This window comes from Labrys sp. Lb11 (assembly GCF_057554225.1).
In genome coordinates this window covers 245,873-258,743 of the sequence record NZ_BAAJOT010000007.1, presented here as the reverse complement: position 1 = coordinate 258,743, position 12,871 = coordinate 245,873, and the positions used below count along the sequence as shown (strand labels likewise).

The 12,871-nt window shown below is 69.1% G+C and carries 14 protein-coding genes; 8 read left to right on the top strand and 6 right to left on the bottom strand.

The window, feature by feature from the left end:
• Nucleotides 1-214 precede the first annotated feature (214 nt).
• Both AC27L4_RS26210 and AC27L4_RS26205 read right to left on the bottom strand, forming a co-directional pair.
• Nucleotides 215-964 (bottom strand): carbonic anhydrase, encoded by a 750-nt coding sequence (locus tag AC27L4_RS26210; RefSeq protein ID WP_487145487.1) that lies wholly within the window; start codon nucleotides 962-964, stop codon nucleotides 215-217.
• A gap of 328 nt (nucleotides 965-1,292) precedes the next feature.
• Nucleotides 1,293-1,814 (bottom strand): L-2-amino-thiazoline-4-carboxylic acid hydrolase, encoded by a 522-nt coding sequence (locus AC27L4_RS26205; RefSeq protein ID WP_487145485.1) that lies wholly within the window; start codon nucleotides 1,812-1,814, stop codon nucleotides 1,293-1,295.
• 240 nt (nucleotides 1,815-2,054) lie between these two features.
• On the opposite strand from AC27L4_RS26205, the gene AC27L4_RS26200 reads away from it, so the two are divergent.
• From AC27L4_RS26200 to AC27L4_RS26190, 3 genes are all read left to right on the top strand, one after another.
• Nucleotides 2,055-3,053 (top strand): ABC transporter substrate-binding protein, encoded by a 999-nt coding sequence (locus tag AC27L4_RS26200; protein ID WP_487145484.1) that lies wholly within the window; start codon nucleotides 2,055-2,057, stop codon nucleotides 3,051-3,053.
• A gap of 325 nt (nucleotides 3,054-3,378) precedes the next feature.
• The gene (locus AC27L4_RS26195) at nucleotides 3,379-4,203 is read left to right on the top strand and encodes an ABC transporter ATP-binding protein (RefSeq protein ID WP_487145483.1); all 825 of its coding nucleotides are present in this window, start codon (nucleotides 3,379-3,381) and stop codon (nucleotides 4,201-4,203) included.
• A gap of 11 nt (nucleotides 4,204-4,214) precedes the next feature.
• A complete protein-coding gene (locus AC27L4_RS26190; RefSeq protein WP_487145481.1) occupies nucleotides 4,215-5,090 on the top strand; it encodes an ABC transporter permease in 876 nt (291 codons plus the stop codon).
• Between the two features lie 248 nt (nucleotides 5,091-5,338).
• Here AC27L4_RS26190 and AC27L4_RS26185 read toward each other — a convergent pair whose 3' ends face one another.
• A complete protein-coding gene (locus tag AC27L4_RS26185; protein ID WP_487145480.1) occupies nucleotides 5,339-6,718 on the bottom strand; it encodes a sensor histidine kinase in 1,380 nt (459 codons plus the stop codon).
• Nucleotides 6,711-7,382: a response regulator gene (locus tag AC27L4_RS26180; RefSeq protein ID WP_487145478.1), complete on the bottom strand. Its 672-nt coding sequence runs from the start codon at nucleotides 7,380-7,382 to the stop codon at nucleotides 6,711-6,713. Before AC27L4_RS26180 ends, AC27L4_RS26185 begins: the two co-directional genes overlap by 8 nt.
• Before the next feature lie 182 nt (nucleotides 7,383-7,564).
• Here AC27L4_RS26180 and AC27L4_RS26175 point away from each other — a divergent pair, with 182 nt between their 5' ends.
• From AC27L4_RS26175 to AC27L4_RS26160, 4 genes are all read left to right on the top strand, one after another.
• Nucleotides 7,565-8,422, top strand: a complete 858-nt coding sequence (locus AC27L4_RS26175) for a LysR substrate-binding domain-containing protein (protein WP_487145477.1) — start codon at nucleotides 7,565-7,567, stop codon at nucleotides 8,420-8,422.
• Nucleotides 8,423-8,654: 232 nt separating this feature from the next.
• Entirely contained in the window at nucleotides 8,655-9,413 is a 759-nt protein-coding gene (locus tag AC27L4_RS26170; RefSeq protein ID WP_487145675.1) for a transporter substrate-binding domain-containing protein, read from the top strand.
• Nucleotides 9,414-9,417: 4 nt separating this feature from the next.
• Nucleotides 9,418-10,083: an amino acid ABC transporter permease gene (locus tag AC27L4_RS26165; RefSeq protein WP_487145476.1), complete on the top strand. Its 666-nt coding sequence runs from the start codon at nucleotides 9,418-9,420 to the stop codon at nucleotides 10,081-10,083.
• Complete coding sequence (locus AC27L4_RS26160) at nucleotides 10,080-10,736, top strand: amino acid ABC transporter permease (protein ID WP_487145674.1); 657 nt, start codon at nucleotides 10,080-10,082, stop codon at nucleotides 10,734-10,736. The genes AC27L4_RS26165 and AC27L4_RS26160 overlap by 4 nt, the downstream gene beginning before the upstream one ends.
• Here AC27L4_RS26160 and AC27L4_RS26155 read toward each other — a convergent pair.
• A complete protein-coding gene (locus tag AC27L4_RS26155) occupies nucleotides 10,733-11,158 on the bottom strand; it encodes a hypothetical protein (protein ID WP_487145475.1) in 426 nt (141 codons plus the stop codon). The two genes, AC27L4_RS26160 and AC27L4_RS26155, sit on opposite strands and share 4 nt — an antisense overlap.
• On the bottom strand, nucleotides 11,155-12,339 hold the full coding sequence (locus AC27L4_RS26150) for an NADH-quinone oxidoreductase subunit D (protein ID WP_487145474.1): 1,185 nt from the start codon (nucleotides 12,337-12,339) through the stop codon (nucleotides 11,155-11,157). The genes AC27L4_RS26155 and AC27L4_RS26150 overlap by 4 nt, the downstream gene beginning before the upstream one ends.
• A gap of 244 nt (nucleotides 12,340-12,583) precedes the next feature.
• On the opposite strand from AC27L4_RS26150, the gene AC27L4_RS26145 reads away from it, so the two are divergent.
• Complete coding sequence (locus tag AC27L4_RS26145) at nucleotides 12,584-12,844, top strand: PepSY domain-containing protein (protein WP_487145473.1); 261 nt, start codon at nucleotides 12,584-12,586, stop codon at nucleotides 12,842-12,844.
• Nucleotides 12,845-12,871: the final 27 nt, after the last annotated feature.

The window sequence follows — 12,871 nt, the reverse complement described above, 5'->3', positions numbered from 1 at the left end:
AGCCAACGCACATAAGAGGCAAGCTGTCCTTGCATGCATGACACGTCCTCCCTGATCGTCACCGCCCCCCTTTCGTGCCGCGTGCCCGTTGCCATCGGGCGACGTGCTCGGCGATCATACCCCTTGCCGCGGGAGCGCGCCATCACTCTCGCAGGCGAGACGATCGTCCGCGAGGGTGATGCGCGCCGCCCAGGCTCACGGTGCTCGGCCGGCGTCAGCCGCCTTTCAGCACGAAGCGACGGTTGGGTGCCTGCAGGGGCCGGGCGTTCATGGGGAAGAGAGCCTTGAACGCGGCGATGTCGGCGGCGTCGACCTCGATCGGCTGGGCGAAGACGTTCCAGTCCACGACTTCCGCGCAGGGCGGCGTGGTCAGCGAGCCTTCGTAGCGGTAGCGCGTACGCTCCTTCGGCAGGAAGGACGCGGGGTCCACGGGCGCCGGCAGCGTCCCGGCGCCCTCGCGCCTCGGCGCGGCGGCCATGACCGCCGCGAAACCGTCATGCCTTGCGCCGGCGCGCATGAAAACGCCCAGGACGAGCAGCCTGCCCGAACCGTCGGCATGGACGAAATGCGCTTCCATATCCGTGCGCTTGCCGTCGACGGCATGCTCGCTCGGCGTGTGGAAGTGAAACTGCTTGAGCTCGTAAGTCCGGCCCTCGAACGAGAGGCTGCTCCTGCCCGAGACATCGGCCTGGATCGTGTGGCCGTTGTTGGCGATCGAATAGGCTTCCGGCTGCCAGGTCACGTCGAGAGCGCCGATCCTGGCTTCGATCGGACCGGAGAGATCGAGCGGCGATTGCTCCGAGCCGACGGCGCAGGCCTTGAACGTCTTGTCGAGCTCGCCCCAATGCGCCGCCCCGCCGTGGCCCTCATAGGTCCAGTGGGCGGGCTCCCTGGCCCGCGCCAGGCCCGCGCAAACCGGGCAGGCGAGGGCGCCCGCGAGAAAGCCGCGCCTATTCAAGGCCATGGAATCCCCTCCCGGGTTCGAGATGCGGCAGGATAGCAGAGCGCGAGCCTCGGGTGGGCGAAAGTTGCGCGCATTCCGGCGGCTGACGCGATCCGCACCCATGTGCAGCCGAGCGCGGCGCTCGCCAGGCTCGGGGCTCGAGGAGGCAGGGTCGTGGAACCGCGCCCCGGCTTTCGCCACGGCCGCCAAGTCCCGGGCGCGACCTGCGCTCCGGGGTCGGCGGCAGCCCCTGGCGACGCCCTGCGGGACGCCGGATTGCCGGGAGCAGCCGTCGGGCCGACCGGTTCGAGGCTCCGGTCGGAAGCCGGCGCGGCCGCCGCCCGCGCCTCTACGCCTTGCCCTCGTCCTCCTTCGCCTCCACCATCTCGTAGCGGAAGTCGCAATGGCTGGCGCCTCCCATCAGGGTCTGGGTGCGGGTCAGCCTGATGCGCGGGTCGTAGCCCTGGCAGAAGGCGCCGTCGCGGTTGCAGGAGAGCAGGTGGCCGATCGCCCCGAGGCCCATCTCGCGATAGGTCTCGGCGTAGCGGCAGCGGTGGACGTTGTAGTCGAAGCGCCGGTCGGTGGCGGTCACCACCTCGACGGTGAGCGCGTCGTCCCTGGTCCACAGCGCCTGCAGCTCCTGGAAGCTGCGCAGGCTGGTGCCGCCGGGCGTGCGGGCGGCGAAGCCGCGGCCGGCGTCGATGGCGGCGCGGCGGATCGCCCGCTCCAGCACCGCCTGCGCCCGGGCCTCGCCGAACTCCTCGCGCATCGCCTCGTAGATCGGCGCGATGACGCCGGCCTCGATCCGCCGGCGCTCGAGGATGCCGATCTCGCCCTCGGTCGGGGCGGCGCCTCCGGTGGTTTCGCTCATGGTCCTCGCCTCTGCTGTTGGCGCCGGTCCGGCGCTCCGGCCGTCTCTCTTCTACCGCAATCCGGCTGTGGAGTCCGGGGCCGGGCGCCTCGCCCGACGCGAAGCGCGCCGGCACACCCTTGCGACCCGGGCCTGAAAGCTTGGTGAAAGCTTGGCGCGCTAACGCGGGGCCGTCGCGTCCACGAAGCCCGCCGAAAAGGGGGACCGGACGCGGGAGGACAGCAATCAAGGAGACGGCCCATGCGCGCGCGCATCCTCACCACATCCCTTGCCCTCGCGGCCCTTCTCGCCGGGGCTGGCGCGGCGCCGGCCGCCGACAAGGTCACCATCATGGTCGGCGGCTACGAGAAGCAGATCTACCTGCCGGCCAAGCTGGCCGAGAGCCTCGGCTACTTCAAGGACGAGGGCCTCGACGTCGAGCTCCTGAACGAGGCCGCGGGCGTCGACGCCGAGAACGAGATGCTGTCCGGCGCGGTCCAGGGCGTCGTCGGCTTCTACGACCACGCCATCGACCTGCAGGCGAAGGGCAAGTTCATCATGTCGGTCGTCCAGTTCAGCCAGGCGCCGGGCGAGGTCGAGCTGGTTTCGACCAAGCAGGCCGACGTGAAGTCGATGGCCGACCTGAAGGGCAAGAACCTGGGCGTGACCGGGCTCGGCTCCTCGACCAACTTCCTGACCCAGTACCTGATGATGAAGTCCGGCGTGCAGACCGGCGACTTCACCTCGGTGCCGGTCGGCGCCGGCGCCACCTTCATCGCCGCCATGCAGCAGGACAAGATCGAGGCCGGCATGACCACCGAGCCGACCATCTCGCGCCTGCTCTCGACCGGCGAAGCCCGCGTCCTCGTCGACATGCGCACCATCGAGAAGACCAAGGAAGCGCTCGGCGGCACCTATCCGGCCGCGTCGCTCTACATGCAGACCGCCTGGGTCGAGGCCAACAAGCCGATCGTGCAGAAGCTCGCCAACGCCTTCGTCAAGACGCTGAAGTACATCAACACCCACAGCGCCGAAGAGATCGCCGACAAGATGCCGAAGGACTACTATGTCGGCAACAAGGAGGCCTATGTGAAGGCCCTCGCCGCCGGCAAGGAGATGTTCACGGCCGACGGCGTGATGCCCGAGGGCGGCCCGGAGACGGTGCTCGCCGTGCTCTCCTCCTTCTCCAAGAACGTCAAGGGCAAGCAGATCGACCTGTCGAAGACCTACACGACGGAGTTCGTCAAGAACGCGAAGTGAGGGGCGGTGTGCTGGAATTCAGTGCTTCAGGCGCAACGCCTGCCGATCTCCTCCCCCTTGCGGGGAGGGGATCGGGGTGGGGGTCCATGTCGTAGGGCTCGTCCTGTCCTCCACGACCCCCACCCCTTATCCCTCCCAGCAAGGGGGAGGGAAGACGCAAGCGTCGCGACATGTCCGACATGGGGCGCGTCTCGCCCACAGGATGACCACGCGACCCAGATGTGAAGCATCTGTTCTCGAACGGCGCCTGAGCTGCCGCCCGATTGTCCAGACGCCGCCATTCCATCCCCCTCGATCACGCCGCCGACGCGGCGAAGGAGGTCCCATGTCCGCAATCGAGGCCGGCGAGAGCCCTGCCGTCGAGCTGATCAATGTCAGCCGCCGCTTCGTCACGCCCGACGGCAAGTCGATGACGGCGATCCGCGACTTCTCGATGAGCGTGGCCCGCGGCGAGTTCGTCGCCGTGGTCGGGCCGACCGGCTGCGGCAAGTCGACCACGCTCAACCTCGTCACCGGCCTCGCCCGGCCCTCGAGCGGCGAGGTCCGGCTGTTCGGCGGCCCGGTCGAGGGCATCGACCCGCGCATCGGCTTCGCCTTCCAGACCGACGCGCTCTTTCCATGGCGCAGCGTCATCGACAACGTCGTCGCCGGGCCGCTGTTCCGCGGCAAGCCGCGCGCCGAGGCCTATGCCAAGGCGCGCGACTGGCTGAAGCGCGTCCATCTCGGCGGCCATGAGAGCAAGTATCCGCACCAGCTCTCCGGCGGCATGCGCAAGCGCGTGGCGCTGGCCCAGACCTTCATCAACGAGCCGCAGGTGCTGCTGATGGACGAGCCGTTCTCGGCGCTCGACGTGCAGACGCGGGTGATCATGCACGAGGTGCTGCTCGGGCTGTGGTCGGAGGCGAAGGCCTCGGTGATCTTCGTGACCCACGACCTGGAGGAGGCGATCGCGCTCGCCGACAAGGTCTATGTGCTGACCTCCGGCCCGGCGACCGTCAAGTCGGTCTATCCCGTCCACCTGCCGCGCCCGCGCGTCGTCAGCGAGATCCGCTACCAGGAGGACTTCATCGCGCTGTCGCGGACGATCTGGGACGACCTGCGCGACGAGGTCGAGCGCGGCGCCGCGCGCGACGAAGCCATCGCAGCCTGAGGAGAGGGGATATGACCGACGCAGCTTCCGCCACCGTTCCGCTCTTCCGCCCCGGGACCTCCGACGCCGAGATCGAGGCCGCGGCCGCCAGGGCCGCGCGCCATCGCCGGCGCACCGTGCTGTTCTGGCGCTGGGCCATCCTGATCGTCCTGCTCGGCGGCTGGGAACTCGGCGCGCGCACCGGCCTGATCGACGAGTTCTTCTTCTCGCGCCCGACCGCGATCTGGAGCCGCCTGGTCGAGTGGACGATCGATGGCACCTCGGAAGGGCCGCTCTGGCTGCATCTGTGGGTGACGATGGAGGAGGCCCTGCTCGGCTTCGCCTTCGGCTCGGTCGCCGGCATCGTCGTGGGCATCGCGCTGGGCCGCAACCGCATGCTGGCCGACATCTTCTCCATCTACATCAAGGTGATCAATTCGGTGCCGCGCGTGGTGCTGGCGCCGATCTTCATCATGGTCTTCGGGCTCGGCCTCGCCTCCAAGGTGGCGCTGGCCTTCGTGATGGTGTTCTTCGTCGTCTTCGCCAACGCGTTCCAGGGCGTGCGCGAGGCCGACCGCAACCTGATGGCCAACGCCCAGATCCTCGGCGCGCGGAACTGGCAGCTGACCCGAGCGGTGGTGATCCCCTCGGCCATGAGCTGGATCTTCGCCTCGCTCCATGTCAGCTTCGGCTTTGCCATCATCGGCGCCATCGTGGGCGAGTTCGTCGGCTCGCGCCACGGCATCGGCCTGCTGATCAACATCGCCAAGGGCACCTTCGACGCCGCCGGCATGTATGCCGCCATCGTCGTGATCATGGTCGTGGCGCTGGCGGCGGAGTACCTGATGACCTTCGTCGAGAACCGGCTGGCGACCTGGCGGCCAGCCCCGCTGCAGGACGCGCACTGAGGCGCGACGCACGGTTCCGGAAAGGGATGCAAAAAGCCTTCCCCGCGAAGCGGGGAAGGGGTCAATCCGAAGGATTGACGGATGGGGTGTGGGTCCGCAAGTGCAAGTCCGTGTTCGGCCGGCACGATGGTCATGCAGGTCCATTCAGAGGTCGAGACTTGCGGACCACACCCCTCCCGTCGCCGCTTCGCGGCGCCACCCTCCCCGCCTTCGGCGGAGAGGGCCCCAGTGCCTTATCCTGCTCTGTGTCACCGCGCCCCGGCCGGCAGCTCCACCTCGACGCGAAGGCCCGGCGGGGGTGAGCGGTCGGAAAGGGCGATGCGGCCGTCATGGGCCGCGACGATCTCCCTGACGATCGCCAGCCCCAGGCCGGTGCCCTCGACAGCGCTGCCCGCGAGGCGGTGGAAGCGCTCGAAGACGCGCTCGCGCTCGGCCTCCGGGATGCCCGGGCCGGTGTCCTCGACGACAAGGCGCAGCGCGTCGCTCCCGCGCGTCAGCATCACGGTGACGGCGCCGCCCTCCGGCGTGTAGCGCAGCGCGTTCTCCACCAGGTTGACCACCAGCTCGCGCAGCAGCGTCACATGGCCGTGCAGCGCGAACGGGCCCTCGCCGTCCTCGAAGGCGAGGTCGATCCTCCGGTCGAAGGCGATCGCGGCGAGGCCTTCCAGCGCGGCGCGGGTGACGGCGGCGAAGTCGACGCTCTCCTTGCGCAGGGCCGCACCGCCGGGCTCGGCCCGCGCCAGGACCAGGAGCTGGTTCACCAGCCGCGTCATCGCGTCGATGCCGCCGTCGATCGCCGCCAGCGTCTCGGCCCCGGCCGTCGGGTCGGTGTCCCGGAGGCCGACGGCCGTCTGCGTCTTGAGCACCGCCAGCGGCGTGCGCAATTGGTGCGAGGCGTCGGCCACGAAGCGCCGCTGCAGCGCGATATAGCTGCCGACCCGGGCGAAGGCCTGGTTCAGGGCGTCGATCAGGGGCTGCAGCTCGCTCTGGACCTCCTCGCGCTCGAGCGGCTGCAGCGAGGCCGGATCGCGCGACATCAGGGCGCTGCGCAGGCGCAGCAGCGGCGCCAGCCCCCGATGCAGGCCGAACAGGGCCAGCAGCGCCGCGATGCCGACGAGCAGGGCCTGGTCGCGCAGCGACCGGAGCCAGAGCTCGGTCACCATCCGGTCGCGGCCGCGAAGCGTCGCGGCGACGACGACCAGCGCGTTGCCGTCCGTCCGCCGCGAGACCACGGGCTGGGCCAGCGCCACGGCGCGGACGGGGTCGACGCGGAACCGCGTGTCGAAATAGACCGGCTGGAGGTCGGCCGGCGGCGCAGGCGGGGACGGGATGTCCGGGAAGCCGGCGATCAGCTCGCCCGAGGGCGCCAGCACGCGGTAGATCACCCTGTCCCGGTCGGGCGAGGCGAACATCTCCAGCGCGGAGGGCGGGATCAGCGCCTCGACCTGACCGTCCGTCTCCTTGACCTGCTCGGCGATCACCCGGGCCGAGGCCAGCAGCGTCCGGTCCAGGACCAGGTTGGCGATCGTCACGGCGCTGCGATGCGCGGTCCAGCCGTTGAACAGCACCAGCCCGGCCAGCGGCAGCAAGAGCCAGCCGAGCAGCTCGGCGCGCAGACTCCTAGCCATCGCTCTTTCTCAGGGCGTAGCCGAGGCCGCGCAGGGTACCGATGGCGACGCCGCTGCCGTCGAGCTTCTTGCGCACCCTGTGGACGTGGATCTCGATGGCGTTGTCGGTGGCGTCGTCGTCCAGCCCGAACACGGTCTCGGTCAGCGCGCTCTTCGACACGACCCGGCCGGCGGCCAGCAGCAGCGCCTCCAGCACCGCATGCTCGCGCTGGGTCAGGGGCAGGGGCACGTCCGCCAGCGTGAACTGGCGCGTGTCCGTCTCCAGCGCCAGCGGGCCGAAGGCCAGGCGCGCGGCGCGGTCGGCCTGGCGGCGGCGCAACTGGGCGCGGATGCGCGCCTCCAGCTCCAAAGGATCGAACGGCTTGACGAGATAGTCGTCGGCGCCGGCATCGAGCCCGGCGATGCGGCTGGATACGGCGTCGCTGGCGGTGAGGATGATCACCGGCGCCATGCCGCGGCGCGCCCGGAACCGGCGCAGCACCTCCAGGCCGCCCAGCTCCGGCAGGGCCATGTCGAGAATGACGAGGTCGTAGGACTGCGTCGCGAGCGCGGCGTCGGCCTCGGCCCCGTCGCCGACGCAGTCGACGACGTAGCGGCTCTTGCGCAGCAGGCGGCCGAGCCATTCGGCCAGATCGGCATTGTCCTCGACCAGCAGGATGCGCATTCGTCCTCGTCGTTTCCGCGGCTCGGGACGTCAGCATGGCGTCTCGGCCCGCGTTTTGAAAGACGATCGGCGCGGATGGCCGGTCCGGGGGGCGGAATCCTGCCCGCCCGCCGGGCGTCGCGCCGCTCCGCTTGCTTCGCGTCGACGGTTGCCCGCCAGCATTCCTGCTGTAACATCGGCCAATGGCCGATCTCGATCCTCATCTGCTGCGTGCCTTCCTCAGCGTCGCCGAGATCGGCACGGTGAACGGCGCGGCGGCCTCGCTCAACCGCACCCAGGCGGCGGTGAGCATGCAGATCCGCAAGCTCGAAGGCCTGATCGGCTCGGACCTGTTCGAGCGTTCGACCAAGGGGCTGGACCTGACCGCCAACGGCGTGCTGCTGGTGCCCTATGCCCGCGAGATCCTGACGCTGAGCCAGGAGATCGGCAAGCGCCTCAACGGCAGGCATATCGAGGGGCGCGTCCGGCTCGGCGTGGTGGAGGATTTCGCTGCGACGCGGCTGATCGACATCCTCAAGGCCTTCCGCGACCAGAACCCCAAGGTCGACATCGACATCATCGTCGAGGCGAACCGGCGCCTCGCCGCCATGTTCGAGAACGACAAGCTCGACGTCGTGGTCTGCGACGCCAGCCGGCTCAACCGCAAGCCGATGCTGGTGTGGAGCGAGCAACTGCTCTGGGCGGCGCGCTCCGACATCGCCGTCAACACCGATGCGCCGCTGCCGATCATCATGTTCGAGGAATCATGCCCGTGGCGGGCGCCGGCGGTCGCGGCGCTGTCGGGCCGCAATGTGCGATGGAACCTGGTCTGCGAGGCCTCGACGCTGGTGGCCATGGTCACGGCGGTGCGGGTGGGCATCGGCATCGGCCCGATGATCGCCGCCACCATCCCCGAGGACTGCCGCGTGCTCGACCGCGCGGCCGACCTGCCGGCCCCGGTGCGCATCGACATCGGGCTCTATGCCCGCGGCAGCGCGCCGGAGGAGGCGCGCTACCTGGCGGACTTCATCGTCCGCCACAGCGAATTCGGCCGGAGCTGAGAGGCCGGCGATGGCGCGACGCGGCGGTATAAGGAATCCTGATACCCTCGCGACGATTACCACGCTTCTCCCGCCGGCCCCGCGCGCACTAGGACTCGCGCCCAAGCAAGGTCGGGCGCGCGCGAGAGGGCGGGGGCTCCGAAACGGCGCCGACGACCGCAAGACTGCCTGCAACGGGAGAACAGCCGTGAAGCCATCCTCGATCATCCGCTCTTCCATCGCCGCCCTCGCCATGCTGGCCGGCCTCGGCTCCGGCCTGGAGGCGGCGCGCGCCGACGCCCTCGACGACATCGCCAAGGCCGGCGTGCTCAATGTCGGCGTGTTCGGCGACTTCCCGCCCTTCTCCTCGGTCAGCGCCGACATGAGCCTGAAGGGCTACGACATCGACGTGGCGCAGGTCCTGGCCGACAGCCTCAAGGTCAAGCTCAACCTCGTGCCGGTCACCGGCCAGAACCGCATCCCCTATCTCACCGAGCATCGCGTCGACCTGCTGCTCAGCGTCGGCTACAGCGCCGAGCGCGAGAAGGTGATCGACTTCACCGCCGCCTATGCGCCCTACTACATCGCGGTGATCGGTCCGGCCGCGCTCAAGGTGACGGGCCAGGACGATCTCGCCGACAAGACCATCGCCGTCAACCGCGGCACGCTGGAGGACACCTCGCTGACCAAGGTGGCGCCGGCCTCCGCCGACATCCGGCGCTTCGACAACTACAATTCGGTGATCCAGGCCTTCCTGTCCGGCCAGACCCAGCTGATGGTGGTGGGCAACGACGTCGGCTCGCAGGTGCTGGCCCGCCAGACCGAGCTCAAGCCCGAGCAGAAGTTCCAGCTCCTGACCTCGCCGGACCATATCGGCCTCAACAAGGACGAGCCCCGCCTGAAGCAGGCGCTCGACGAGGCCATCGGCAAAATGCTGGCCGACGGCACGCTGAACAAGATCTCCGAGACCTGGCTGAAGAAGCCGCTCGACCCCAAGGATCTGAAGGACTGAGCCCGTGGGCCACGGCCTCGACTTCAGTTGGCTCGGTGACGCCGTCCGGTTGATCGGGCGCGGCGCGGCCATGACGATCCTGCTGATCGTCGTGTCCGCGGCCCTCGGGACGGTGCTGAGCGTCATCGGCGCCGCCGGCAGGCGCAGCCGCAACGCCGCCGTCCGCCATGCGGTCGACGCCTATGTCGAGCTGATCCGCAACACGCCGTTCCTGGTGCAGCTGTTCTTCATCTTCTTCGGGCTGCCCAGCCTCGGCCTCAGGCTCGACCCGGTCGTCTCCGCCATCCTGGCGATGACCGTCAACCTGGCCGCCTACGGCACGGAGATCGTCGGCGCCGGCCTCGACGCCGTGCCCGCGGGCCAGCGCGAGGCCGGGCAGGCCCTGGGGTTGCGGCCGCGCCAGGTGTTCGTGAAGATCGTGCTGCCGCAGGCGCTCAAGGTGATCTTCCCGGCCCTGACCAGCCAGGTGGTGATCATGATGCTGGAGTCGGCGGCGGTGTCGCAGATCGCCGTGCGCGAGCTGACCTACGAGGCCGACGTGCTGCAGGCCCGCACCTTCCGGGCCTTCGAGACCTATCTGGTGGTGACGCTGATCTATCTCGGCCTCAGCATCGTGCTCCGGCGGCTGATGGTCGCCGGCGGCCGCCGCTATCTCGGGGGAGCCGCCTGATGGACTTCACCCTGTGGGACATCGTCCGCAACCTGCTGCTCGCCGCCCGGTGGACGGCGCTGCTCTCGGCCGTCGCCTTCGTCTGCGGCGGGGTGGTCGGGCTCGCCGTGCTGCTGGCGCGCATCGACAAGCGCCGCTGGCTGAGCAAGGCGGCGGAATACTACATCGCCCTGTTCCAGGGCACGCCGCTCCTGCTGCAGCTCTTCCTGGTGTTCTTCGGCCTGCCGATGCTCGGCATCCGCATCGAGCCGTGGTCGGCGGCGGTGATCGGCCTGACGCTGTGCGCCAGCGCCTATCTCGCCGAGATCTGGCGCAGCGGCGTCGAGGCGCTCCCCAGGGGACAGTGGGATGCGGGGGCGAGCCTCGGCCTGCATCTGATGCTGCAGCTGCGCCTGATCGTGCTGCCCCAGGCCTTCGCCATCACCCGCGCCCCGACGGTCGGCTTCCTGGTCCAGCTGGTCAAGAGCACGGCGCTGACCTCGATCATCGGCTTCGAGGAATTGCTGCGCACCGCCAACGCCATCAACAACGCCACCTTCGAGCCGTTCACGGTCTACGGCTTCGTCGCCCTGATCTATTTCGTGCTGTGCTTCCCGCTGACGCGCTATGCCAAGATGCTGGAGCGCCGGGCCGGGACGCCGCGCACCGCCTAGCTGGACGACGCGACGAGGAAGGCGAGGCCGATGGCGGTGGCGCCGAACGCGACGGCGGCCAGGGGAATCAGGATTTCGACGAGTGTGGTCGCGCTCCGGTCCCGGCCGGTCGCGCTCTCGAAGTCGCCATGCAGCCGGTCGCCGAAGATGGTGCTCTTGGCCGGCGGCCCCTCGTCTTCCCCGAAGCGGCGGCCTGCCGATCGGGCCAGGAGCGTCAGGCCGGTGGCCACGCAGACGAAGCCGGTGACGACGGCGAGGAGATCGTCCGTCTCCGGCGGACCGCCGAAGAAGAGCCAGATCGAAGCCAGGAACCAGACTGCCAGGACGACGATCAGCCGCACCGCGGCGGGATGCAGCTCGCCGCCCGTGCGGCCGCGGCCGGCCGCGTGCCTCCCGGGGCGCGGGGGGCGATGCGGCCTCATCGATCGATCTCCCCGAAGACGATGTCGAGCGAGCCGATGATGGCGGAGATGTCGGCGAGCATGTGCTTGCGGGAGAGGACATCGATCGCCTGGAGATGGGCGAAGGAGGGCGCGCGGATCTTGCAGCGATAGGGCCGGTTGGTGCCGTCGGAAACGAGATAGACGCCGAACTCGCCCTTCGGCGCCTCGACGGCGGCATAGACCTCGCCCGCCGGCACGTGATAGCCCTCGGTGTAGAGCTTGAAATGGTGGATCAGCGCTTCCATCGAGCGCTTCATCTCGCCGCGCTTGGGCGGCACCACCTTGTTGTCGGTGTTGGAGACAGGCCCGGCGGTGGTGCGCAGCAGGGCCACGCACTGCTTCATGATCCGCACCGACTGGCGCATCTCCTCCATGCGGATGTGATAGCGGTCGTAGCAGTCGCCGTTCCTGCCGATCGGGATGTCGAAGTCGAGCTCGGCATAGCACTCGTAGGGCTGGGCCTTGCGCAGGTCCCAGGCCGCGCCCGAGCCGCGCACCATCACGCCCGAAAAACCCCAGGCCCAGGCATCGTCCAGCGACACCACGCCGATGTCGACATTGCGCTGCTTGAAGATGCGGTTGTCGGTGAGCAGGCCCTCCAGGTCGTCGCAGACCTTGAGGAAAGGATCGCAGAACGCCTCGATGTCGTCGATCAGCTCGGGCGGCAGGTCCTGGTGTACGCCGCCCGGGCGGAAATAGGCCGCATGCATGCGGCTGCCCGAGGCGCGCTCGTAGAAGATCATCAGCTTCTCGCGCTCCTCGAAGCCCCACAGCGGCGGGGTGAGGGCGCCGACGTCCATCGCCTGCGTCGTGACGTTGAGCAGGTGCGACAGCAGGCGGCCGATCTCGCAATAGAGCACGCGGATCAGCTGGCCGCGCCTGGGCACCTCCAGCCCGAGCAGCCGCTCGATCGCCAGGCAGTAGGCGTGCTCCTGGTTCATCGGCGCGACATAGTCGAGCCGATCGAAATAGGGGATGGCTTGCAGGTAGGTCCTGGCCTCGATCAGCTTCTCGGTGCCGCGATGCAGCAGGCCGATATGCGCGTCGGTCCGCTCGACCACCTCGCCGTCGAGCTCGAGGATGAGCCGCAGCACGCCGTGCGCCGCCGGATGCTGCGGACCGAAATTGATGGAGAAGTTGCGGATTGCGCCTTCGGCCATGGCAATCCCTCCGATGCGCGGAGCCGGCTGCGAGCGCCCTCCCGCCCTACGGCGGCCGATCGGCCTGCCGGGAATGCGTGTTCAGAAACCCTAGTGCCGAAATCCGGCCATCTCCTGTTGCGGATGTGATCATTCGATGAAACTGGCGGGATCCCCGCCCGCGGCCGGCCGTGGGAACTCTACGGCCATGCCGGCGATTGGATGATGGTCGAAACGTTCGTCGAAACGTTCCTGGAGACCAAGGATGAGACCGATCCTCCTGGCACTCGCCGCCCTCGCGATCAGCGGAGCAGGCGCCTTCGCGCAGAGCACGTCGACGGCCGCGCCTCCCGGCAACGCCATGAAGCTCTCGCAGCTCGTTGCGAAAGTCGAGGGACGCGACAAGTTCCTCTATGTCGGCGATGTCGAATGGTCCGGGAGCGGCTACTACACGGTCACCTACTTCACGTCCGACAAGGCGAAGGTCGAGATCAACATCGATCCGGTCTCCGGCAACGCGAAGTAGGCGGTGGCCGGTGGCCTGAGCGCCTGC

What these genes read in the sequence shown, in the direction of transcription:
- AC27L4_RS26200 (WP_487145484.1), top strand. Translation starts at nt 2,055, where the DNA reads ATGCGCGCGCGCATCCTCACCACATCCCTTGCCCTCGCGGCCCTTCTC.
- AC27L4_RS26180 (WP_487145478.1), bottom strand. Translation starts at nt 7,382, where the DNA reads ATGCGCATCCTGCTGGTCGAGGACAATGCCGATCTGGCCGAATGGCTC.
- AC27L4_RS26155 (WP_487145475.1), bottom strand. Translation starts at nt 11,158, where the DNA reads ATGAGGCCGCATCGCCCCCCGCGCCCCGGGAGGCACGCGGCCGGCCGC.
- AC27L4_RS26210 (WP_487145487.1), bottom strand. Translation starts at nt 964, where the DNA reads ATGGCCTTGAATAGGCGCGGCTTTCTCGCGGGCGCCCTCGCCTGCCCG.
- AC27L4_RS26190 (WP_487145481.1), top strand. Translation starts at nt 4,215, where the DNA reads ATGACCGACGCAGCTTCCGCCACCGTTCCGCTCTTCCGCCCCGGGACC.
- AC27L4_RS26185 (WP_487145480.1), bottom strand. Translation starts at nt 6,718, where the DNA reads ATGGCTAGGAGTCTGCGCGCCGAGCTGCTCGGCTGGCTCTTGCTGCCG.
- AC27L4_RS26145 (WP_487145473.1), top strand. Translation starts at nt 12,584, where the DNA reads ATGAGACCGATCCTCCTGGCACTCGCCGCCCTCGCGATCAGCGGAGCA.
- AC27L4_RS26150 (WP_487145474.1), bottom strand. Translation starts at nt 12,339, where the DNA reads ATGGCCGAAGGCGCAATCCGCAACTTCTCCATCAATTTCGGTCCGCAG.
- AC27L4_RS26205 (WP_487145485.1), bottom strand. Translation starts at nt 1,814, where the DNA reads ATGAGCGAAACCACCGGAGGCGCCGCCCCGACCGAGGGCGAGATCGGC.
- AC27L4_RS26195 (WP_487145483.1), top strand. Translation starts at nt 3,379, where the DNA reads ATGTCCGCAATCGAGGCCGGCGAGAGCCCTGCCGTCGAGCTGATCAAT.
- AC27L4_RS26175 (WP_487145477.1), top strand. Translation starts at nt 7,565, where the DNA reads ATGGCCGATCTCGATCCTCATCTGCTGCGTGCCTTCCTCAGCGTCGCC.
- AC27L4_RS26170 (WP_487145675.1), top strand. Translation starts at nt 8,655, where the DNA reads ATGCTGGCCGGCCTCGGCTCCGGCCTGGAGGCGGCGCGCGCCGACGCC.